This is a genomic window from Ruegeria sp. N10 (assembly GCF_056531545.1).
Genome location: NZ_JBQFLY010000004.1, coordinates 251,645 through 273,100 on the forward strand (window position 1 = coordinate 251,645; position 21,456 = coordinate 273,100).

19 protein-coding genes are annotated in these 21,456 nt (G+C 56.9%); 5 read left to right on the forward strand and 14 right to left on the reverse strand.

Annotated features, from left to right (window positions below; translation table 11 throughout):
* Positions 1–8: 8 nt before the first annotated feature.
* The 5 genes from ACR0JI_RS08590 to acs form a co-directional block, all read right to left on the reverse strand.
* Positions 9–1,832, reverse strand: a complete 1,824-nt coding sequence (locus tag ACR0JI_RS08590) for a DUF294 nucleotidyltransferase-like domain-containing protein (protein WP_480493364.1) — start codon at positions 1,830–1,832, stop codon at positions 9–11.
* A gap of 108 nt (positions 1,833–1,940) precedes the next feature.
* Positions 1,941–3,725, reverse strand: a complete 1,785-nt coding sequence (locus ACR0JI_RS08595; RefSeq protein WP_480476698.1) for a sodium:solute symporter family protein — start codon at positions 3,723–3,725, stop codon at positions 1,941–1,943.
* 15 nt (positions 3,726–3,740) lie between these two features.
* Complete coding sequence (locus ACR0JI_RS08600) at positions 3,741–4,025, reverse strand: DUF4212 domain-containing protein (RefSeq protein WP_209504901.1); 285 nt, start codon at positions 4,023–4,025, stop codon at positions 3,741–3,743.
* A 180-nt stretch (positions 4,026–4,205) separates the two neighbouring features.
* A complete protein-coding gene (locus ACR0JI_RS08605) occupies positions 4,206–4,889 on the reverse strand; it encodes an adenylate kinase (protein WP_480493362.1) in 684 nt (227 codons plus the stop codon).
* A 7-nt stretch (positions 4,890–4,896) separates the two neighbouring features.
* On the reverse strand, positions 4,897–6,861 hold the full coding sequence (gene acs / locus ACR0JI_RS08610) for an acetate--CoA ligase (protein ID WP_480493360.1): 1,965 nt from the start codon (positions 6,859–6,861) through the stop codon (positions 4,897–4,899).
* A gap of 430 nt (positions 6,862–7,291) precedes the next feature.
* On the opposite strand from acs, the gene ACR0JI_RS08615 reads away from it, so the two are divergent.
* From ACR0JI_RS08615 to ACR0JI_RS08625, 3 genes are read left to right on the forward strand one after another with little or no spacing between them, the layout of a single operon-like run.
* Entirely contained in the window at positions 7,292–8,308 is a 1,017-nt protein-coding gene (locus tag ACR0JI_RS08615) for a C4-dicarboxylate TRAP transporter substrate-binding protein (protein ID WP_480493561.1), read from the forward strand.
* A 56-nt stretch (positions 8,309–8,364) separates the two neighbouring features.
* Positions 8,365–8,994, forward strand: a complete 630-nt coding sequence (locus ACR0JI_RS08620; RefSeq protein WP_480472339.1) for a TRAP transporter small permease subunit — start codon at positions 8,365–8,367, stop codon at positions 8,992–8,994.
* Positions 8,995–8,997: 3 nt separating this feature from the next.
* Positions 8,998–10,401 carry a TRAP transporter large permease gene (locus ACR0JI_RS08625; protein WP_480476702.1) on the forward strand — a complete coding sequence of 468 codons (1,404 nt, stop codon included), beginning with the start codon at positions 8,998–9,000 and terminating at the stop codon, positions 10,399–10,401.
* A 139-nt stretch (positions 10,402–10,540) separates the two neighbouring features.
* Here the strand turns inward: ACR0JI_RS08625 and ACR0JI_RS08630 are convergent, their stop codons facing one another.
* From ACR0JI_RS08630 to rocF, 3 genes are read right to left on the reverse strand one after another with little or no spacing between them, the layout of a single operon-like run.
* Positions 10,541–11,581, reverse strand: a complete 1,041-nt coding sequence (locus ACR0JI_RS08630; RefSeq protein WP_480476704.1) for an ornithine cyclodeaminase — start codon at positions 11,579–11,581, stop codon at positions 10,541–10,543.
* Positions 11,582–11,590: 9 nt separating this feature from the next.
* A complete protein-coding gene (gene ctlX / locus ACR0JI_RS08635) occupies positions 11,591–12,511 on the reverse strand; it encodes a citrulline utilization hydrolase CtlX (RefSeq protein WP_480472341.1) in 921 nt (306 codons plus the stop codon).
* Positions 12,511–13,431, reverse strand: coding sequence for an arginase (gene rocF / locus ACR0JI_RS08640; protein WP_480493559.1), 921 nt, complete (start codon positions 13,429–13,431; stop codon positions 12,511–12,513). Before rocF ends, ctlX begins: the two co-directional genes overlap by 1 nt.
* 87 nt (positions 13,432–13,518) lie before the next feature.
* Here rocF and ACR0JI_RS08645 point away from each other — a divergent pair, with 87 nt between their 5' ends.
* Both ACR0JI_RS08645 and mprF read left to right on the forward strand, forming a co-directional pair.
* Positions 13,519–13,947, forward strand: a complete 429-nt coding sequence (locus ACR0JI_RS08645) for an Lrp/AsnC family transcriptional regulator (protein ID WP_480472343.1) — start codon at positions 13,519–13,521, stop codon at positions 13,945–13,947.
* Between the two features lie 113 nt (positions 13,948–14,060).
* Positions 14,061–16,670 carry a bifunctional lysylphosphatidylglycerol flippase/synthetase MprF gene (gene mprF / locus ACR0JI_RS08650; RefSeq protein WP_480493359.1) on the forward strand — a complete coding sequence of 870 codons (2,610 nt, stop codon included), beginning with the start codon at positions 14,061–14,063 and terminating at the stop codon, positions 16,668–16,670.
* Positions 16,671–16,673: 3 nt separating this feature from the next.
* Here mprF and ACR0JI_RS08655 read toward each other — a convergent pair whose 3' ends face one another.
* The 6 genes from ACR0JI_RS08655 to ACR0JI_RS08680 all read right to left on the reverse strand — a co-directional run bounded on the left by ACR0JI_RS08655 (position 16,674) and on the right by ACR0JI_RS08680 (position 21,405).
* Positions 16,674–18,224: an efflux transporter outer membrane subunit gene (locus ACR0JI_RS08655; RefSeq protein WP_480472349.1), complete on the reverse strand. Its 1,551-nt coding sequence runs from the start codon at positions 18,222–18,224 to the stop codon at positions 16,674–16,676.
* Between the two features lie 11 nt (positions 18,225–18,235).
* The gene (locus ACR0JI_RS08660) at positions 18,236–19,381 is read right to left on the reverse strand and encodes an HlyD family secretion protein (RefSeq protein ID WP_480493357.1); all 1,146 of its coding nucleotides are present in this window, start codon (positions 19,379–19,381) and stop codon (positions 18,236–18,238) included.
* A 21-nt stretch (positions 19,382–19,402) separates the two neighbouring features.
* On the reverse strand, positions 19,403–19,765 hold the full coding sequence (locus ACR0JI_RS08665; RefSeq protein ID WP_480493356.1) for a DUF3302 domain-containing protein: 363 nt from the start codon (positions 19,763–19,765) through the stop codon (positions 19,403–19,405).
* 35 nt (positions 19,766–19,800) lie between these two features.
* Positions 19,801–20,370, reverse strand: a complete 570-nt coding sequence (locus tag ACR0JI_RS08670) for a disulfide bond formation protein B (protein WP_480493355.1) — start codon at positions 20,368–20,370, stop codon at positions 19,801–19,803.
* Between the two features lie 10 nt (positions 20,371–20,380).
* Positions 20,381–20,536, reverse strand: a complete 156-nt coding sequence (locus tag ACR0JI_RS08675) for a DUF5993 family protein (RefSeq protein WP_480493354.1) — start codon at positions 20,534–20,536, stop codon at positions 20,381–20,383.
* A 107-nt stretch (positions 20,537–20,643) separates the two neighbouring features.
* On the reverse strand, positions 20,644–21,405 hold the full coding sequence (locus tag ACR0JI_RS08680) for a DeoR/GlpR family DNA-binding transcription regulator (protein ID WP_480493353.1): 762 nt from the start codon (positions 21,403–21,405) through the stop codon (positions 20,644–20,646).
* Positions 21,406–21,456 lie beyond the last annotated feature (51 nt).

The following is a 21,456-nucleotide window of genomic DNA, read 5'->3' on the forward strand; positions in this document are numbered from 1 at the left end:
GATGCAAGTCAGCCCAGCATTCCCTTGCCGTGGCCGACCGCTGATTGCATCGTTTTTACCACAACGAAGGCGTCTCGAAGATGACTTCGCTCAAAGTCCGAAAGATCGGATGGTGGCAGATAATTGTCTGGTTTCTTGCCCGATTTGACCAGCTGGACCTGATGTTCAAGCCGGGTTTCGGCGATCAGATCATAGGCGTCCAGCAAATCGCGTGCGCCCGACGCGCTGAGAACGCCATTGGCCTCGCCAGCCTTCAGACGGGCGCGCGTATTGGCCTCGGGCAGTTCGCCTTGCAGGGCGTAGATTCGCGCCAGATCCACGACCGGAACAACACCATTGTGTTTCATATCCAGCGTGTTGCGGTGCTCGCCCGACCGGATGGTCGCAAAACCACGCAGCAATCCCAGCGGCGGCGTGTGTTTCAACGAGTTCGAGATCATATGTGCGACGAAGATCGAATTGGACCTGGCCGCCGCCAATGTGTCGGCCTGCAGGTCGGCGAACAGGTCGAACGTGCCGCCTATCGGGCGCAAGTCAAACATGACCGAGGCCAGCATCTGCGCTTCGGGGTTCGGTTTGGCGATCCATCCCTTGAAATAGTCGCGCCAGACACGCACCGGCTGACACCAGCGCGGATTGGTCGCCATCATGTCGCCGGGACAATAGAAATAGCCACAGGTATCCAGCCCGTCCGACACGAACCTGGCCAGCATTGCAAAGTACTCCATATCCGCATCGGTCATGCTGTCATCCAGCATCAGGCAGTTGTCCTGATCCGACACGCCTGTCTGCTCCTGCCGCCCTTGCGAGCCGCATGCCAGCCACAGATACGGCACAGGGGGCGGGCCCAGTTTCTGTTCAGCAAGGGCCAGAAGGCGCCGGGTAACCGTGTCAGCAACGTCAGTGATCAGGCGCGTGACGATTTCGTGCCGGTTCCCTCCTGCAACCAGTTGTACCAGCAGCTGTGGGATTTCCGCCGTTACCCGCGCCATATCTTCGGCGGTATTTGCCTGGGCGATGCGTCGCACCAGTTCGGCCGAGTTCACGGCCTGGTAATGTGTCAGGTCGGTTTGTGTGACGATACCGACCAGCCGACCGCCCTCGGAAATCGGGACGTGGCCGATGCCGCGTTCCATCATGATGTGCAACACGTCTGAGCCGATGTCACCGGGTGACAGGGTGACGGGGTTCGCGGTCATGATCTCGGAAACCGGTGTGGACGGAGGCAGGCCGTCCGCAACATATTTGCCTGAGATATCCCGGAGCGTCGCGATGCCCTGCAACGTGTCGCCGTCTGTGATGCATAGTGACGAGATGTGTTTGTCGCGCATGATCTGCGCCGCTTTCTGAACAGGCGTATCCGCGGGGCAGGTAGCCGGGTTATGTGCCATCAGAATATCAATGGAACTGGTCGCAAGGCTTTGCGGGCCGCTTCTGTCGCCGCGTGTGCGGTTGAAGAACTTGGCGACCACATCGTGACCGTCGATCAACTCGCGCACCAGATCCGGTGGCAAAACAATCAGGACCGACGGAGTGTGCGCACGCGCCTTGGTGGCTGCCTTGCCGTCTTTCAGCAGTCCGCGCTCTCCAAAAGAATTGCGCAAGCCTAGTTGAGAGACAACTGCACCATTCTCATCGGTGATTTCAACCTGTCCTTCATAGATCACGAATACGCCGGGAAGCGCATGACCCAGTTCATAGACCGAGGTGTCTTCCTCTACTTCCCAGACCTCGATCTGTTTTACGATCTGATCCAGGGCTTCAGCCGGTAACGCGTCATAGGGATGAACGGATTTCAGAAACCGGGCGATTTCATCGTGGGACAGGGGCATCTGATGTCTCCGGTGTTCTGGTGAAAAAATCCCGCCCAGTGGTATGCCGGGCGGGAGTAGTGGATCGAAAGACGCGGTCGAAAGCAAGAGCCAACGACCGCATCATGCTCACTTGTTCTGAGCTGCACCCGCACCACGGGGAATGCGAACGCTTTCGACCAGTTCCTTGATCTCCGGCGGAGTTTCCTTGGTCATGCCAGCCACAACATAGGCGACAGCAAAGTTGACCATGGCACCGACAGCGCCGAACGAGGTCGACTGGATCGGACCCAGCAACGGATCGGCATCGGTGAACGAGTTGGTGTCCGGAATAAACATCCAACCCTTGTGCAGGAAGATGTAGACCAGGGTAACGACCAGACCTGCCAGCATACCTGCAACAGCACCGGTGTTGTTGATGCGGGTCGAGAAGATCCCCATCATCAGTGCCGGGAAGATCGAGGCTGCCGCCAGACCAAAGGCCAGAGCAACAGTCTGTGCTGCAAAGCCCGGAGGATTCAGACCCAACCAGGTCGCTACAGCAATCGCCACAGCCATCGCAATCCGTGCCGACAGAAGCTCGCCTTTTTCCGAGATCTGCGGGTTGATTGCGCCCTTGATCAGGTCGTGGGACACGGCCGACGAAATCGCCAGCAGCAAGCCCGCAGCAGTCGACAGAGCAGCCGCAAGACCACCGGCAGCGACCAGACCGATTACCCAACCGGGCAGGTTGGCAATCTCGGGGTTGGCCAGAACCAGGATATCGCGGTTGAACTTGGTCAGCTCGTTACCGACCCAGCCTTTTTGTTCCGCAATCGCCTGCATCGATTCAGATTTGTCATTGTAGTACTGAATCTTGCCGTCGCCGTTCTTGTCCTCCCAATCCAGCAGGCCGGTTTTCTGCCATGTGGCCATCCAGTCGTACCGTGCATCATTGTCGATCTGTTCGACTGTAACGGCACCACCTTCGATGCCACCATTGGGCCACATCATGTCGGTGATGTTCAGACGGGCCATTGCGCCAACAGCCGGAGCGGTCAGATACAGCAGCGCGATGAAGACCAACGCCCAGCCAGCCGACCAACGTGCGTCAGACACTTTGGGGACGGTGAAGAAGCGCATGATAACGTGCGGCAGACCGGCGGTACCGATCATCAGCGACAGGGTGAACAGCACCATATTCAGCGTGTTGGAGTGATGGGCCGTGTATTCGTTGAAGCCCAGCTCTGTTACGATGCCGTCCAGTTTGGTCAGTAGCGGTACACCGCTTGCAGTGTCGCCAAACAGACCCAGCGCCGGAATCGGAGTGCCGGTCAGCTGTAGCGAGATAAAGATGGCAGGGATGGTGTAGGCGGTGATCAGCACGCAGTACTGAGCGACCTGTGTATAGGTCACGCCCTTCATCCCTCCGAACACCGCGTAGGCAAACACAACGCCTGCACCGATCAACAGCCCGGTGGTGTTCGACACTTCCAAGAAGCGGCCAAAGGCAACCCCAACACCGGTCATCTGACCGATAACGTAGGTCACCGATGCGACAATCAGACAGATCACCGCAACGATGCGCGCTGTCTGGCTGTAGAAACGGTCGCCGATGAATTCCGATACGGTGAACTTGCCGAATTTGCGCAGGTACGGCGCAAGCAGCAGGGCCAACAGCACGTAGCCACCCGTCCACCCCATCAGGAAGGTCGAGTTGTCATAGCCGGTAAAGGCAATCAGGCCCGCCATCGAGATGAACGAGGCCGCAGACATCCAGTCCGCCGCTGTTGCCATACCGTTGGTGACCGGGTGTACGCCGCGACCGGCGGCGTAGAACTCTGATGTGGAACCCGCGCGGGCCCAAATCGCAATGCCGATGTACAGCGCGAAGGATGCGCCGACAAACAGCAGGTTGATGGTAAACTGATCCATTATCCCCGCTCTCCCTTACTCTTCATCCACGCCGTGTTCGGCGTCTAGCTTGTTCATGCGCCAGGCGTAGTTGAAGATCAGCACCAGAAAGACCAGGATCGATCCTTGCTGAGCGAACCAAAAGCCCAGATCAGTACCACCGACGGCGATGCCCGACAGCAGCGGACGCAGCAGGATGCCGAATCCAAATGACACCAGCGCCCAGATCACGAGGCTGATGTAGATGAGGCGCAGGTTGGCCTGCCAATAGCCCTTGTCGGCTTCGGCTGCCTGCGCGGAGTTTGTAGATTGATCCGCCATTGCGGGTTCCTCCTTCGCTTCCTCGTTTGGCGGCCCGGTGCTCAACTCCTCCAGTGCGTCGGTCCGCTTCTCGACAATGCCCAACACCGTATGGTGCCAGGTAAAACTTCACCAGTCCGCCAAAGCGGTCTTTTGAAGTATTCTTTTTAGGATCAAAGCCTTGTGGCTTATCTCCTCCCCTTAACTCATGGTGTCGCTCACGATCCCTTCGAGATCGCCAGCGATATCTTCGATCCTGCCCATGGCATTGATACGTTTCAGAACACCGTGACCGTCGTAATAGGTGATCAGCGGCGCGGTCTGTGCATGATAAGCCGCCAGGCGCGAAGCCACGGTTTCAGCGTTGTCATCCGCACGGCGCTTGAATTCGGTGCTGCCGCACTTGTCGCACTTTCCGTCTTCGGCTGGCTTCTTGAACTGGTCGTGGTACCCTTCGCCGCAGCCCGCGCAGGTGTAGCGGCCCGAAATGCGGATCACCATTTCGGCATCTTCCACTTCCAGGCTGATTGCTGCGTTGATCTTCTGGTCATTGGACGCCAGCAGACCATCCAGCGCCTCTGCCTGAACCGTTGTGCGGGGGAACCCATCCAGAATGACGCCCTTGGCGCAATCTGATTGCGCCATACGGTCGCGCAGGATCGCAATGACGATCTCGTCACTGACCAGATCACCGGCTTCCATCACGGCTTTGGCGGCTTTGCCTGCGTCCGTGCCTGCTGCAACGGCTTCGCGCAGCAGGTCACCCGTGCTGAGTTGAACAAGCCCGAATTTCTCTTCCAGCATCCGGGCCTGCGTGCCCTTCCCGGCGCCCGGAGGGCCGAGAAGGATGAGTACTGCGGGAGTGGTGATCGTGGCGGCGTCCATCACATCCTCACTTGCTTGCGCGGTTTTCGATCAGGTCTTCGACCACCGACGGATCGGCCAGTGTCGAGGTGTCACCCAGCGAACCAAAATCATTTTCGGCGATCTTGCGCAAGATGCGGCGCATGATCTTACCGGAACGCGTTTTGGGCAGGCCCGGGGCCCATTGGATCACATCGGGGCTGGCAATCGGTCCGATTTCGGTCCGGACCCAGGTGCGCAACTCCTTACGGAGCTCTTCGCTTGGTTCACGGTCATTCATCAAAGTGACATAGCAATAGATGCCTTGCCCCTTGATTTCATGGGGATACCCAACAACCGCAGCTTCTGCCACGGCGGCGTGCGCAACCAGTGCGCTTTCCACCTCGGCCGTTCCCATGCGGTGGCCGGACACGTTGATCACATCGTCCACGCGCCCGGTGATCCAGTAGTCGCCATCTTCATCGCGACGACAGCCATCACCAGTGAAGTAGTAGCCTTTGTAATCCGAAAAATAGGTCTTTTCGAACCGCTCATGATCGCCCCAGACAGTGCGCATCTGGCCGGGCCAGCTGTCTTTGATGCAGAGCACACCCTCGACACCATTACCTTCGATCTCAACGCCGGACTGCGGGTCCAACACCACCGGTTCGATGCCAAAGAACGGTTTCATTGCCGATCCGGGCTTCATTGCATGGGCGCCGGGCAGGGGGGTCATCAGGTGACCGCCGGTTTCAGTTTGCCACCATGTATCCACGATGGGACATTTGCCCTTGCCGACGACTTCGTTGTACCAATTCCAGGCTTCGGGGTTGATCGGTTCACCCACGGTTCCCAGAGTGCGCAGATCGCTGAGGTCGCATTTCTCGACAAACTCTTTGCCCTGACCCATCAGGGCGCGGATCGCTGTGGGCGCGGTGTAAAACTGGTTCACCTTGTGTTTTTCGCAGACCTGCCAGAAACGCGACGCGTCGGGGAAGGTTGGAACGCCTTCGAACATCAGCGTTGTCGCACCATTGGCCAGGGGGCCATAGACGATATAGCTGTGGCCGGTGACCCAGCCCACATCTGCCGTACACCAGTAAACGTCGCCTTCGTGGTAATCGAAGGTGATCTCATGCGTCATTGCGGCGTAAACAAGATAGCCGCCGGTTGTGTGAACAACGCCTTTTGGCTGACCTGTCGAGCCGGAGGTGTAGAGGATGAACAGCGGATCTTCGGCGCTCATTTCGGCTGGTGCGCAGTAGTCGTCCGCCTCAAGGGCCATTTCGTTGTAGTCAAAGTCACGACCGTCAATCCAGGTGGTCTGGCCACCGGTGCGTTTGACGACAAGGCACTTGACCGTATCCTTGCAGTGTAGCAGTGCCGCGTCAGCATTGGATTTCAGCGGCGTCTTACGACCACCGCGCGGAGCCTCGTCCGCGGTGATGACAACCTTGGCGTCACAGCCGTTGATCCGGGCTGCCAGAGCGTCCGGCGAGAAGCCTGCAAAAACAATAGAGTGAATTGCGCCGATCCGCGCGCAGGCCAGCATGGCATAAGCGGCCTCGGGGATCATAGGCAGATAAATGACGACGCGGTCGCCTTTGCGCACACCCATAGATTCAAGGATGTTGGCCATGCGGCAGGTGCGGCGGTGCAGTTCTGCGTAAGAGATATGCTGAGCCGGATCATTTGGATCGTCCGGTTCCCAGATGATTGCCGTTTGATCACCGCGGGTTTTCAGGTGGCGATCCAAACAGTTGGCCGAGACATTCAAGGTGCCATCGGCATACCAGTTTATTTTAACCGAACCGAAATCGTAGTTAACGTCTTTGACCTGGGTGAAGGGTTTGATCCAGTCAACGCGCTTGCCTTGCTCGCCCCAGAATGCGTCGGGGTCACTGATCGAAGCGGCGTACATGCCGGCATATTTTTCGGCATCAACATGCGCACGGGCGACGGTTTCTGCGGATGGCGGATAGGTCTTGGCATCTGCCTGGGCAGCGGTGGTCATTTTTGAGGCTCCTCCCTCTGGACTGGATTACGTTGGGACATTTTTTGCCACTTGGTCTGGCAATGTCGATCCCGTTCCTCCCCAAGGTCGAATATTACCGAGTTCTGAAAATAAATAAATAAATTGCCGGAATCCCTGAATTTATTTGTAAAGAAATTTCTAACTACGGCCACATCTAGTAAAGAAAACGCGTAAATTTTGTGAAAATCTTTTTAAAGTAAATGGATAGGTGTAACACATGTCCTGCTTGCATTGCTTGACACAAGCGGGGGTCAGTCCACGAACACCTGGTTTTCCTGCATGCGCAATGCAAGCGGGAACTTCTTCTGATACCAGCGGAAAGCCAAGGCAGGGTTGGCACAGTAGAATGTTGGCGCTAGCTTGATCCTCAAGCGCCTCGGGAGGAGGCGCAGCAATGGGAGATCAAATGATGAAAAAGATGTTGAGCGGCGCGGCCGTCGCCGCCCTGAGCTTTGCTTTTGTCGGTGAAGCCTTTGCAACTGAATGGAACGCATCAGTCTGGGGCAAACGTCGTGCCTTCACCGAGCATGTTGAAAAACTGGCCGAGCTTGTCAGCGAAAAAACCGGCGGTGAATTCACCATCAATGTCAGCTATGGCGGACTATCCAAGCCGCGCGAGAACTTGGACGGTATTGAAATCGGCGCCTTCGAGATGGCTCAGTTCTGCGCAGGCTACCACCGCGACAAAAACCGCGCGATTACTGTTCTGGAGCTGCCCTTCCTTGGCGTAAACAACCTGAAGGAAGAGGTGGCGGTCAGCCATGCGGTTTATGATCATCCCGCAGTCAAAGATGAGATGGCCCAATGGAACGCCCGCATCATCATGACCTCACCGATGCCGCAGTATAACCTGGTCGGTACCGGCGAGCCACGCGATGAACTGTCTGATTTTGACGGAATGCGAGTCCGTGCAACTGGTGGTTTGGGGCAAGCCTTTGAGGCGGTCGGAGGTGTTCCGACATCGGTCCCCGCAACCGAAGCGTTCAATGCCATGGAATCAGGTGTCGTCGACACCGTGGCCTTTGCCCAGCACGCACATCTGTCTTTCGGGACGATCAACGAAGCCGACTGGTGGACGGCAAACCTGAACCCAGGAACGGTAAACTGCCCAGTCGTGGTCAACATTGACGCCTATGAGGCCCTGCCAGCCGCGCATCGCGAGGCGCTGGACAGCTCGATTGATGAGGCGATTGACCATTACCTGACAAATTACGACGGATTGCTCGAGCAATGGGACAGTGTTCTGCAAGAAAAGGGTGTCCAGAAAGTCATGATCGATGATGCCGTGATCGCAGAATTCCGCACCAAGGCAGCCGACCCGATCCGTGAGAAGTGGATCGCGGAAATGACGGAACAGGGACTGCCAGCGCAGGATCTTTATGATCTCGTGCAGATGACGCTGACGCAACAGCGCGGCGGCAACTGATCCTGAACCCGGGTGCCTGCCAGGCACCCGGTACACCAATATTAGGGAACACCGGAATGGCAGGACAGGCCACAGTGCTGGTGGACGGAAGCCGTCTGAGCCAGCTGGATCAGAAGTTATTGAAACTGGAGCGTTTTCTGGCGCTCATCAGCGGGTTCGCAGTATTTGGCTTGATGGTGCTGGCCGTTATTTCGGTCAGTGGGCGCAATGCCCTGAATGCCCCATTGCCAGGATATGTTGACTGGATCGAACAGGCGATGCCACTGATCGCATTTCTGGGCATTTCATATGTTCAGCGCGATGGCGGCCACATCCGCATGGACATCGTTCTATCGCGCCTTCACGGCAGGGGGTTGTGGCTGTTCGAACTGGTCTCGGTGGTTTTGATCCTGCTTCTGATGCTTGCACTGGTTTGGGGCAGTTGGTCTCACTTCGACCGCTCCTTTGACTTGGGCGCACCATTGTGGAGCCGCGACAGTTCCATTGATATCGGAATTCCATTGTGGCCCGCCAAACTACTGGCCCCCATCGCGTTTTCCGTACTGTGCCTGCGGCTTGCTTTGCAGGCTTGGGGCTATGGCCGCGCATTATGGCTGGGACTGGAAGCTCCGGTGGCCGTTCCGTTGATACAGGACGCGGCAGCACAAGCAGCGGCTGAGGCCGAACAGTTCGAAGGGCAGGACTGATTTATGGACACGATTGAAATTGGCCTCTGGGTTACGGGCGGGCTTCTGGTCTTTGTCGTGGTCGGCATGCGCGTGGCCTTCGCTGCGGGCTTGGCCGGGCTTATCGGGCTGGTTTGGATTTTTTGGGCCAAGTTTGGGTATGATCCTGCGCGGTTTGGAAAGGCGCTGACAGTTGCGGTCAAAACCGCCGGGCAAGTGCCGCATTCCAAAGTTGCCTCTCACACCCTCAGCCTGATCCCGACCTTTATCCTGATCGGGTATCTGGCCTATTACGCAGGGCTCACGCGGGCGTTGTTTGAAGCTGCCAAACGCTGGGTCGCCTGGGTTCCTGGAGGGTTGGCGGTTTCAACTGTTTTTGCCACCGCCGGTTTTGCCGCGGTTTCGGGTGCCTCGGTCGCCACCTCTGCCGTCTTTGCCCGCATCGCGATCCCGGAAATGCTAAAGGTCGGCTACAACAAACGCTTTGCTGCTGGTGTGGTGGCCGCCGGAGGAACGCTGGCCTCGTTGATCCCACCATCGGCCATACTGGTGATCTACGCGATCATCGTCGAGCAGGACGTCGGGAAGCTACTTCTGGCGGGGTTCATTCCGGGTGCTTTTTCAGCGATCATCTATGCCGTGCTGATTGTCGGGATCGCCGTGATCTTTAAATCCGTCGGTCCCCCGGTCACAGGCTTTACATGGAAACAGCGCTTTTCGGCCCTTCCCGGAGCCATTCCTATTGTCGCCGTCATCCTGATCATCATCTGCTTTGTCTATAACCCGTTTGGTGAAAAAGCGTGGGGCACACCGACGGAAGGCGGTGCAATCGGCGCCTTCATTGTCTTCTGCTTCGCGCTGTTTCACGGGATGCGGTGGAGCGAGTTCAAATCCGCGCTGCTGGAGACGGCCAAGCTTACCGCGATGATCTTTTCGATCATCTGGGGCGTTCTGATCTATGTTCGATTTCTAGGGTTTGCAGACCTTCCCGGCGCCTTTTCTGACTGGATAACCGGGCTCGAGATGTCGCCCATGATGATCTTGATCTGCATTCTGCTGGCTTATGCCGTGTTGGGCATGTTCATGGATGCGATTGGAATGCTGCTTTTGACCTTACCTGTTGTTTATCCGGCGGTCATGGCGCTGAACGGCGGCGAAATGGTCAGTGCTGCAGACAGTGCGTTTGGCATGTCTGGGCCGATGTGCGCGATCTGGTTCGGAATTCTGGTAGTCAAAATGGCCGAATTCTGCCTGATTACACCGCCAATTGGATTGAATTGCTTTGTCGTCGCCGGGGTGCGTCCGGATTTGAGTGTTCAGGATGTCTTCAGAGGTGTGACGCCGTTTTTCGTGGCCGACGCCCTGACCATAGCAATGCTTGTGGCGTTCCCTGGTATTGTACTCTACCTGCCATCGCTTGCGGGTTAGGTGGGATGCGAGGCTCTGCCTCGCGCTCCGGGATATTTAAAGCCAGATGAAGAACGGATCCCCTGCTTCATCTGGCTAATAAATATCCCGGGGGAGGCGCCCGGCACGGGCGACGGGGGCAGAGCCCCCTTAGGTGCGCCTAACCGGCCCGCATCAGCATTCCGAACAGGTCGCGCGGATCGTCCGGGTCTGCCAGCATGTCCAGAGGTTCAAAGAATGCGGTGCTTTCGATCGCCTGCTTGACATAACGCAGGGCTGAGAAATCTTCAATCGCGAAGCCAACGCTGTCGAACAGGGTGATTTGGCGGTTGTCTGTGCGCCCTTTGGCAGCACCGGTCATGACCTGCCACATCTCGGTCACGGGATGATCAGCATCCAGCGCCTGAATCTCGCCCTCGATCCGGGTTTGCTCGGGATATTCGACGAAAATGTCTGAGCGCAGCAAGATGTCGCGATGCAATTCTGTCTTGCCGGGGCAATCGCCACCGATGGCGTTGATGTGGACGCCGGGACCGACCATGTTGTCGGTGAGGATGGTGGCGTTTTTCTTGTCTGCCGTGCAGGTGGTGATGATCTGAGCGCCTTCAATAGCATCTTCCGGCGTCTTGCATGGGACGACCGTCAGGCCCTTGCCTTGTAGGTTTGCGGCGCATTTCGCTGTTGCACCGGGATCGGTATCGTAAAGCCGCACAGTGTCGATCCCGCACATTGCCTTGAAAGCGAGGCATTGGAACTCGGACTGCGCCCCATTGCCGATCATGGCCATGGTTGTGGCATTCTTCGGGGCAAGATAGCGTCCGACCAGAGCCGACGTTGCCGCCGTGCGCAACGCCGTCAGCATCGTCATTTCGGTCAGCAGAGTGGGATATCCGGTGTAAACATCCGCCAGCAATCCGAATGCGGTCACAGTTTGCAGACCCTCGGAGGTGTTTTTGGGATGACCGTTCACGTATTTGAACCCATATGCCTCACCATCCGAGGTGGGCATCAGTTCAATCACACCGTGCGGAGAATGCGCCGGGATACGCGGGGTCTTGTCAAAGCTTTCCCACCGTTTGAAATCGGATTCGATTTGATCGGCGATCTGAACGATCATCTGTTCGACGCCAATGTGGTGGATCAAACGCATCATGTTGTCGACGGACACAAAAGGCACGAGTGCCTTGTCAGAAGGTTGCATCGTACTCTCCTATCGGCGGGCAAGGTGGACGCCTGCAATCATGCAGCGTACTGACCCACCAGCAGTTTCGATTGTTGGGACGGACAGTGGCAAAGGCGTTGCACTGGCTTGGATTATTTTGATTTGATCAGGGGTGAGGGCGCCTAACGCTCGGCTCGACAATGCCAGCACCAATCCATCGCGTCCCTTCAACTCAATTGCATTCCCCGCAAATTCGGCGATTTGGTCATGAGTCAGATCAATCACGGTTCGACCGGATTCCTCTAACCGATTGCGAATGGTCAAGCGACGGTCGGGGTCCGATATCATGTCGAGGCAGATTAACGCGTAATGAGTGCCGATCCCCATCAATACGTTGGTATGATAAACGTCCCTGCCTTTTGCGTCGCGGGCCTGAAAGGCAATTGGTTCATAGTTGAAATGAGTGCAGAACCGCTCCAGCAAGACCGGGTCGGCGCGATTGGACGTGACTGTATACGCGATGCGGGCAATGTGGTCCAACACCATCGCACCTGTCCCTTCCAGCGCAAGGTTGTCTTGTTCCAGCCCGGAATAGTCTATGACATCCTGCACGCGATACTCATGTTTGAGCAGTTCGATGACATCGGTTCGCCGCTCGCGTCGGCGAGACGGCACGAACATCGGGTAAACTGCTATGTGACCACCAGGATGTGTGGAAAACCAATTGTTTGGGAAAACGCTGTCGGGTGTGTCGAGATCGCCAAAATCATCAAAAACGTGAACAGTGATTCCTGTGTCGCGCAGGCGTTGAACTGCCTGGTCATGTTCATCTCTCGCAGCTTCCGACGTGGCTGCGGCCGACGTGATACTCAGCGTTTGAAACGCATTGTCATCGCGTGTTTCCGGGTTGGAGGCAAAGGCATGTGGCCGGATCATTACTGCTGCAGACGGTGCTTGTAGCGATAGCATCAGAAACTCCGGGTGGGGCGGTCAAAGACGCGACGGCCCATAAGTGAGGCGGCCAGATCGACCATCAGTTTTGCAGTGCGGCCACGTTCATCCAGAAACGGGTTCAGTTCGACAAGATCCAGCGAACTGACCAGTCCGCTTTCATGCAGCAGTTCCATGACCAGATGAGCCTCGCGCTCGGTCGCACCGCCAGGAACAGTGGTGCCGACGGCAGGGGCGATGGCCGGGTCCAGGAAATCAACATCCAACGAAACGTGGAGAAGGGCGTTTTCAACTTTGACACGGTCCAGAAACGCCAGCAACGGGGCCTTGATCCCATGTTCGTCAATGCTGCGCATGTCGGCCAGCATGGCCCGGTTTTGTTCCAGCGCCGAACGTTCTGCCGGGTCGACAGAGCGTAGGCCGATCATGCCGACGCGGTCCGTTGGCACGATGGCAGGTAAGGAAGGAAATGCCTCGAACCCCGGCCTTCCTGTGAAATAGGCGACGGGTGTGCCATGCAGGTTGCCGCTGTCTGTGCTGTCGGGGGTGTGAAAGTCACTATGGGCATCCAGCCACAGAACGAACAGTGGGCGGTCAATCTTTGCAGCATAAGCGGCCATCCCGGTCACGGTTCCCATGGACAACGCGTGATCGCCGCCCATGAAGATCGGAATGCCCCGATCAGCCGCTTTCAGCGCGACCTTGCTCAGCGCTTGCGTCCAACCGATGCATTCGGGCAGCGCGAACAGGTGCGGATGTTCGGGCAAGCCGGTTTCTTCAGGTTGCACGTCGCCCCAATCGCAAACGGAGTGACCAAGATCTGTCAAAGCCTGATCCAGCCCGGCCACGCGATATGCGTCAGGACCCATTCGGCAACCCTGACGCCGTTTTCCGGCGTCCATCGGCGCGCCGACTAAAATGATGTTATTGCGTTCCATGTGGTCCATTTAGGCCGTCACTGTGTCTTGCGTGAAGAGCGCAAATTGCTCAAAATGGTTCAGGAAACTCCTTAATGAGAAAGTGATATGGACGAATTGGATAGTCGTCTGCTGGGCGCATTGCAGCGTGACGCGCGCGCCAGCCTGTCAGAGTTGTCGGAAACGCTGGGCGTAACCCGCACTACGGTGCGCAGCCGTTTGCAACGGCTCAAGCAATCTGGTGAGATCGTCGGTTTTACTGTGTTGACGCGTCGGGATCTGGCACAAAGCCCTGTGCGTGGGCTGATGATGCTAGAAATCGAGGGGCGCGGTACCGAGCGCGTGATGTCCCGGATCGGGGCCATGCGGCAGGTCACGGCGGTCCATTCGACCAACGGCAGTTGGGATTTGATTGCCGAAATCAGTACGGAAACTCTGGCCGAGCTGGACGAGGTTCTGTTTCATATTCGCAGGATCGACGGCGTTACACGTTCGGAAACGAACCTGCTGCTGTCAACGCGCAAGGGGCGGCTCTAGTGCTTTGAGATAAATGCGAATTGTGCCAGAGTTCGTGAGTAGACAGGGTGCGGCTTACCCTTAGGTAGGCTGCTTGCTGATTAAGGGTTCAGTATTTCCGGAAGGCTTGCGGCATGACCACATCTGATAATGGTGACGAACCTTTGGCCGAAAAGTGGGCCGAACGTCTTGCTGGTCTACTGGAGAAACCCTGGCTGCGCATCGCGATACCGGTCGTTATTACCGGGATTGCCCTTTCGGTTTTGCACGATCTGTCGGCCCATGTGAAATGGTCGGATGTCCAGACAGATATTTCGGCGACATCATGGAAGTTGATGTTTTTTGCGATGTGCTGGACAGCGTTCAGCTTTTTGTCGCTGTCGCTCTATGATGTGTTCGCGGTACAAAGCGTGGCGGATGGCAAGGTGCCGTTACCTGTGGCGGGGATGGCCGGAGCCAGTGGATACGCGGTGTCGAACTGCCTTGGATTTTCCTACATCACCGGAACCGCAATCCGGTATCGGATATACGCGTCGCTTGGCTTGGATCTTGGCCGGGTGGCTGGTGTAATCGCAACCTCATGGGTGGCGTTCTGGATGGGTCTGATCCTGAATCTGGGCCTGTTGCTGACCCTGCACCCGGATGGAATATCCAAGGTGATGCCCGTCAGCGAAACGGTCGAAACCACCATAGGATTGTGCTTGCTGGTTGCATTTGTCGCGATGTTCATTTGGCTGTCCAGCGGTGGCCGACGGTTGGCTGTTGCAGGTGTCGGTTTCGATTTGCCCGGAGGCAAACTGGCGGGCCTGCTGACGTTGGCTGCCATCGGCGACCTGTTTGGCGCATCCATGGCGCTTTACGTACTGATGCCGGATGATTTGGGGGTCGGGTACCCGTATTTCTTCACCATCTATATCGCTGCCATTGCCGTTGGAATCCTGAGCCATGCGCCGGGCGGGATCGGCGTGTTTGAGGCGACATTGATTGCCGGTCTGGGGGCGTCGGGTCGTTCGGATGTGATTGCTGCGTTGCTGCTTTACCGGGTGGTTTACACTTTTTTGCCATTTGCAGTCGCCAGCCTTTCCATTGCCGTTGCATCGGTCTTGACCCAAAGACACATGATCGGCGGTGCCGCGGTTTGGGTCTATCGTGTGATCCGCCCCATGGTTCCAATGGTCGCGGCCGGGGTTGCCGCAGTGGCCGGGGTGATCTTGCTGGTGTCGGGCGCGCTGCCAGCGGGGGCGCAAAAGCTCGGCACGCTGAAAGATCTGCTGCCCCTGTCATTTGTCGAGGCTTCGCATCTTGCAGGCAGCGTCGTAGGCGTATTGCTGTTGCTGGTCTCGCGCGGGTTGTTCCGCAAGCTCTACAGGGCATGGGTCGTTGCGATGGTGTTGATGGGGGCGGGATTCTTTGCTTCGCTTGCAAAGGGGCTCGACATCCACGAAGCGCTTTCGATGCTGGGAACGATTGGTCTGCTGGCCATGTTTCGCGGTGCGTTCTACCGGGTCAGTGGCGCGTCGATATTTCGGTTGAACATCCCATGGCTGATCAGTGTCGTAGTTCTGCTGGCGGTGATTTTCTGGATCGGGCTGTTTGCATATTCGCATGTCGAATACCAAAATGATCTGTGGTGGCAGTTTGCTTGGAACGGTGACGCCTCGCGCTTTTTGCGGTCCAGCCTTGTCGTGGCCGTGATCGTGGGCATTGTTGCCATGAACTCTCTGTTCGGGCGTGAGATTCCGACACCACAGCGGGTTGAAATCCCAGAGGTTGTCGAGCGGCTAGTGATGGAGAGTGAGGATACGGAATCCCAAATCTCGCTTACCGGTGACAAGCAATTCCTGATCTCACCGGATGAGACCGCGTTTATTGCCTACGCCGACACAGGCAATGCGCTGATTTCGAAAGGAGAACCGGTTGGTGACGAGGGTGCCGGGCAGCAACTGATTTGGCAGCTTCGGGAAATGGCGGATCGCGAAGGTAAACTTTGCGCGTTCTACAGTGTCTCGACCAAATATCTGCCAACTTTTCTGGATCTTGGACTGTCGATCCTGAAAATTGGCGAGGTTGCGCGGGTTTCTTTGCACGATTTCTCGCTGGACGGAAAGTCGCGCAAGCGGTTCCGGCAAGCCAAGAACCGTGCTGAACGCGAAGGATATGTGTTCGAGATTGTTCCGAAGGAAGAACTGGCGCCTCTGTTGTCAGACTTGCGTGGGATTTCAGACCGCTGGCTTGCGCAAAAGGCCGGTGCAGAAAAGGGCTTTGCGCTGGGGGGATTTGATGATGAATACCTGTCCTATTTCGATCATGCTATCCTGCGTGATGGCAACACCGGCAAGATCATGGCCTTTGCCAATCTGTTCCAAGGGGGGAACAAGTCGGAGCTGTCGCTGGATCTTATGCGCTATGAACCCGATAGCCCAAGTTTCCTTATGGACGCTCTTTTCGCCGACATGATGGATTGGGGCGCGCAGCAGGGGTTTCACTGGTTTTCACTGGGTGCCGCACCGTTTTCAGGGATCGAAAACCGTCAGCTTGCTTCGCTTTGGAACCGCATCGGTGGGTTCGTTTACGAACATGGCGAGCAATTCTACCATTTTGAAGGCCTGCGCGCGTTCAAGCAGAAGTTCGATCCGGAATGGAGCCCGAATTATCTGGCCAGCCCCGGCGGGCTGGCCGCGCCCCGAATTCTGTATGAGGTCAATATCCTGATCTCGGGCGGATTGCGCGGGTTAACCAAGTAGCACTTAATTCAGGCTTGCGCGGGTTGGGGTTTTCTGCAGCAGATCGCCCCAGTCCGTGCGATAGGCCATCTCGGCCAGAACGGTTTCGGGCAGGAATTCCTGGTTTTGCCGGATCTGCCATCCGCCGCCCAGGCCCTTGTAAACCGCCACCAGATTGCTGGATACCTGCTGCCGTGCCTCGATCAGATTGGCCTGCGACCGCAATAGCGCGGTCTGGGTGTTCAGCACGCGCGAATAATCGGCAATGCCGTCTGTATACTGGCTGACGGCGATTTCGGCAGCTTTGCGTGAGGCCTCGACACTTTGTTGATAGAACCCGACCTGCTTACGTGCCTGCGCATAAGCGACCATGGCACTTTCAACTTCGGAATAAGCGGTCAGCACAGTGTTCTGATAATTCGCAATCAGCGCCTGATAAGCGGCGTCCTGCGCGCGAACATTGTTCTTGATGCGGCCATAGTTCAGCACATTCCAGACCACACCGGCACTGGCCAGACCGGTTGTGCTGCCACCGCTGAACAGATCGCGCCCGCCGGATGCCTGCAGCCCGATCGCGCCAGACAGGATGAATTGGGGATACAGGTCCGCCATCGCGATGCCCACTTGTGCCGATTGCGTGGCTGCCGCCAGTTCAGCCGCGCGCACATCCGGGCGGCGGCGTAGCAATTCAGCGGGAACGCCCACTGCCACATTTGCTCGGGCCGATGGGATGTGGCCGGAATTGCCCAACAGACCGGTCATGCGTGAAGGTGTCGTGCCCAACAACACCGCAAGCGCGTTCTTGGTCTGTTGCAAGTCGCTTTCCAGTTCGGGTACCAGCGCCTTAGTGTTGTTCAGCAGGGCGGTGGATTCCTGCACGTCCAGTTCCGTGGTGACGCCATTGTTAAACCGCAGCTGAGTCAGGTCTGCCGAATCCTGCTGCAATTTGATGTTCTCACGCGCAATTGCCAGCGTCTCTTGCAACGCCCGGATATTGACGTAAAGCGCGGCGACATCCCCGGTCAGCGTCACCAACGCGTCGTCGTAATTCGCCACTTGCAGGGCCAGATTGGATCGCGCGGCCTGAACGCCGCGCCGCTGCGCGCCCCAGACGTCCAACTCCCACTGGGCATCGAAGCCGACTTGCGAGGTCGAGAATTCGGTATCCAGCGGGATGACGCGATTGACATCCGAAATCGGCCCCAGATTGTCGCTGATCTGGCGCCGTTCAAGCGAGCCGCCAATGGCCTGCGACTGCGGGTAAAGCTCGCCAAAGGCGATACCCAGTTGTGCACGGGCCTGCAAAACCCGCGCGCCAGCGACCTGAAGTGTCAGGTTCTGGGCGTAGGCCTCGGCAATCAGTTTGTTGAGGGTAGGATCATTGAATGTTTGCCACCATTTCACGACAGGCGCACTGCGCGACGTCAGCCCGCTTTGACCGGCGCTGGGGTTGTTGACCTCAATCCACTGTTTCACGACCGGTGAGTTGGGGCGCACGAAATCCGGCCCAACGGGTGTGCAGGCCGCGAGAGTGGCGGCACAAATGGCGGTTCCCAACAACCTGCGGAGTGTCATGGCGCGCATCCTCAGATATCCAGAGGTCGGATGAAGTTGGCGAAGGAATAGAGACGGATGTTGATACGCCTCAGAAACTCAAAACTTTTGCCTTGGCCTGTATAGATCGCCACTGCGGCATGACCACCTGCTGGGAAAATGTGGTCTTCCGGAACATCGACGGTGATCTGGACCGCAATCCGACCGGGCAGTTTGGGCAGCTCGAAACCGGGCAGGCGGCCCGACGGGATGAGTTGCCCCTGCCGGGTGGCCCACCAGATCGCTTCGACCTTGCCCGTCAGGATTTCACCGGGATAAAGATCAAGTGCAACTTCGACCTCTTGCCCCGGCTCGACAAATTTCAGGTTCTGCTGGCGGAACGTGGCAAGGATATAAGGGCTTTCATCAGTCACAAAGCTGGCAATCGCACCCAATCGGACGTCACCGACTACCAATCCGGGGCGAGCCTGCTGTGAGACGATCATGCCATTTTCAGGCGCATAGATTGTTGTGTTTTCCAGAAAATATTCGGCTTCGGCCAATTGCGCCTGCGCCTGAAGGATGCCGGTGTTCACGCCGTCAATCTGCGATTCCAGCGCCAGCTGAGCCTTGGCCAGGTTCGCCTCGGCCTGTTTAACGGCGGCCTGATCTTCCGTCACCTGTTCGTTCCAACGGTCGAGGTCGTCCTGACGGGCACCTCCGGCGGGAACAAGGTTCTCATACCGCGCCTGTTGGGTTTGCGCATAAGCCAGTTGTGCATTGGCCCGTTCGACAGCTTCGGTCGACGCGATAACATCCTGTTCAAGGATTTTGGCATTCTGCGCTGCCGCCACCAACTGGGCCTGTGCATTATCGACCGCCAGCGAAAACACCGTATCGTCGAACCGATACAGCGGATCGCCCTTTGTGACCGGTGTGTTCGGTTCAACAAGAACCTCGGACAGGATCGTCGGCTGTGTCAGCTTTGGGATGATCTGTATGGTCGAACGCACCACGTGGCTGTCTGCCGAAAACGGCTGAAAGAAGCGCAACGCCACAAGGAAGATCAGCAGCAGATGTGCGCCCACCCAGAACGAAACAATGCCCCAGGCAATGTTGAACTTCAGCCATTCCAGCTTGAAGAAAATGAGCCAGACGAAAATGATGTAGAACAGCGTGATGCCGAGGGCGACGAACATAGGAATTAGGGTCCTTCGGTCTTAACTGGGTTGTGTGTCGTCTGTGTCCAGACGATTCTGGTATTCGGGTTTGACCTTGCCGCCCAGGCGTTTGATTTCATCGCGAATGGCATCTTTTTCCTCGTCCGGGCCGCGGCGAATATCGACCGTGACGCCATCGTGAAAAGCCCACATGAAGGCGTGTACCCAAGGCACGACAGCCAAGAACCCCATCCATCCCATGATCTTTACAGCTTCGGCGTGGGGATGATTGCGTTTGATCGCGATCCGCCCCGGAAGGCCCATAATGAAAAGGAACAGCGCCATAACTGCTGCAAGCAGCAGGATCAGCGCGGCCAATGTCAGATAGTCATAATAGCCCAGCGGCTGGCCCAGTAGTCCCATGCGTGTGCCTCCATCAGGGGAAGGTTAGGGTATCCTCAGTCATTCGCTTTCAGTTCGTCAATCAACTTGTAGTCGGTGGGCGGGTCATCACAAATGCCCGGTCCGCATTCCAGCAGAGTTGAACCGGCGTTCAGCACGGCCAGTGCCAGCATGACAAAGAAGGCGGTTTTTGCCAGCTTGTTTCCCCCAAATCGTATCTCGCTGGTCGCGCCCGAGACATATTGGCGATCAAACAGCAGCATGAACGACGTACCCAGCAGGACTAGGAAAAAGGCGATGCCCGCCCAAGTGTAATAATGCAGTCCAAGAACGGGCGATCCATAGTGGCCGGTTCCCGGCACAATGTGCAACAGGATTTGCCGGATCGAAACACTGCCGCCATACAAAGCTGCAATCAGCATGATGGCATAGTGCTGCGGTCGCGCGCCATACAGCAGGTTCAAGCCCAGCCCGACGCCGACAGCAACAAAGCCGACACGCTGCAACAGGCAAAGCGGGCAAGGCAGTTCGTAAAGGAAAAGTTGATAAAAAAACGCCAGCGCCAGAACGAGACAGACGGCCAACATTCCGATCGCGTTAAATGTTCGTGACAGTTCAGGTGTCATGACGAGGCCCTCAAAGCTGAATTGTCAGCTGACTGGTGGCGTGGAACTTCAACCAGTAGACACTCAGGGCAATTGTAACAAAGAACAGCGCATTGCCTGCCTTCGTCATGTTGAAATAGTTGAGCCCCATCGTGGCGGTAAGTAGTGCAAATAAAAGCGCAATCATGGCCCGGTGCTCCCCTCCCGTGCACATATCTTTATGCAGACGATAGTGTCAGGCCGGGTGGCATCTGGCAAGCGACGTGGTAATTTTGAGACTATTCTTAATGTCCGCTAGTTACACAGTACGATGTCCGTTTGCCATTCCTGACTGCGCAGGTGCAGATCGCCAGGTAACGGCGCATCAGTGTAGATCGCGTCTATTTCAGCCAAGGAAGTGATGCGCGCCGGGGCCGAGCGGTGAAACTTTGAATGGTCGGCAACCAGAAAAGTTCGGCGTGCCTGCGCAATGATGGTCTGGCTGACTTGTACCTCCTGAAAGTCGAAGTCCAGAAGATCTCCGTCAGTGTCCAAAGCTGAACAGCCGATCACGGCAAGATCAAATTTGAATTGCCGAATGGTCGAAACAGTCAGGGTCCCGATCAACCCGCCGTCTGTGCGCCGCAGGACGCCTCCAGCCATGACGACCTCACAATCCGGGTTCTCAATCAGAATGTTTGCGACATTCATGTTGTTCGTCACAACCATCAGGTTCTTGTGGTGCAGCAATTGCCGCGCCACGGCCTCGGTTGAGGTCCCGATGTTCATGAAGATCGACGCACCGTCGGGGATATCGGTGGCGCAAGCCTGTGCAATACGGGTTTTGGCGTCGGAATTCAGGGCGCGGCGGTCTTCATATCCGATGTTGGAAACGCCCGAGCGCAGAACCGCGCCGCCATGCACCCGATCCAGTTTACCTGCCTCGGCCAGCTCGGTCAGGTCGCGCCGGATCGTCTGGACCGTGACACCAAATCTTTCGGCCAACCCGTCAACGGTGACGCGGCCTTCGGCCCCGGCAATGTCCAGAATGTCAGATTGGCGGAAAGACAGGGACATGGGTGTTTCCAGACTTGAAGTGTTTCTTTTCGTTTTTGTTCTTTCTGGCCG

Coding starts and splice junctions, on each gene's coding strand:
- ACR0JI_RS08680 (WP_480493353.1), bottom strand. CDS start 21,405: ATGTCCCTGTCTTTCCGCCAATCTGACATTCTGGACATTGCCGGGGCC.
- ACR0JI_RS08620 (WP_480472339.1), top strand. CDS start 8,365: ATGGCAGGACAGGCCACAGTGCTGGTGGACGGAAGCCGTCTGAGCCAG.
- rocF (WP_480493559.1), bottom strand. CDS start 13,431: ATGGAACGCAATAACATCATTTTAGTCGGCGCGCCGATGGACGCCGGA.
- ctlX (WP_480472341.1), bottom strand. CDS start 12,511: ATGCTATCGCTACAAGCACCGTCTGCAGCAGTAATGATCCGGCCACAT.
- ACR0JI_RS08595 (WP_480476698.1), bottom strand. CDS start 3,725: ATGGATCAGTTTACCATCAACCTGCTGTTTGTCGGCGCATCCTTCGCG.
- mprF (WP_480493359.1), top strand. CDS start 14,061: ATGACCACATCTGATAATGGTGACGAACCTTTGGCCGAAAAGTGGGCC.
- acs (WP_480493360.1), bottom strand. CDS start 6,861: ATGACCACCGCTGCCCAGGCAGATGCCAAGACCTATCCGCCATCCGCA.
- ACR0JI_RS08645 (WP_480472343.1), top strand. CDS start 13,519: ATGGACGAATTGGATAGTCGTCTGCTGGGCGCATTGCAGCGTGACGCG.
- ACR0JI_RS08670 (WP_480493355.1), bottom strand. CDS start 20,370: ATGACACCTGAACTGTCACGAACATTTAACGCGATCGGAATGTTGGCC.
- ACR0JI_RS08630 (WP_480476704.1), bottom strand. CDS start 11,581: ATGCAACCTTCTGACAAGGCACTCGTGCCTTTTGTGTCCGTCGACAAC.
- ACR0JI_RS08655 (WP_480472349.1), bottom strand. CDS start 18,224: ATGACACTCCGCAGGTTGTTGGGAACCGCCATTTGTGCCGCCACTCTC.
- ACR0JI_RS08675 (WP_480493354.1), bottom strand. CDS start 20,536: ATGATTGCGCTTTTATTTGCACTACTTACCGCCACGATGGGGCTCAAC.
- ACR0JI_RS08615 (WP_480493561.1), top strand. CDS start 7,292: ATGAAAAAGATGTTGAGCGGCGCGGCCGTCGCCGCCCTGAGCTTTGCT.
- ACR0JI_RS08600 (WP_209504901.1), bottom strand. CDS start 4,025: ATGGCGGATCAATCTACAAACTCCGCGCAGGCAGCCGAAGCCGACAAG.
- ACR0JI_RS08590 (WP_480493364.1), bottom strand. CDS start 1,832: ATGCCCCTGTCCCACGATGAAATCGCCCGGTTTCTGAAATCCGTTCAT.
- ACR0JI_RS08605 (WP_480493362.1), bottom strand. CDS start 4,889: ATGGACGCCGCCACGATCACCACTCCCGCAGTACTCATCCTTCTCGGC.
- ACR0JI_RS08665 (WP_480493356.1), bottom strand. CDS start 19,765: ATGGGACTACTGGGCCAGCCGCTGGGCTATTATGACTATCTGACATTG.
- ACR0JI_RS08660 (WP_480493357.1), bottom strand. CDS start 19,381: ATGTTCGTCGCCCTCGGCATCACGCTGTTCTACATCATTTTCGTCTGG.
- ACR0JI_RS08625 (WP_480476702.1), top strand. CDS start 8,998: ATGGACACGATTGAAATTGGCCTCTGGGTTACGGGCGGGCTTCTGGTC.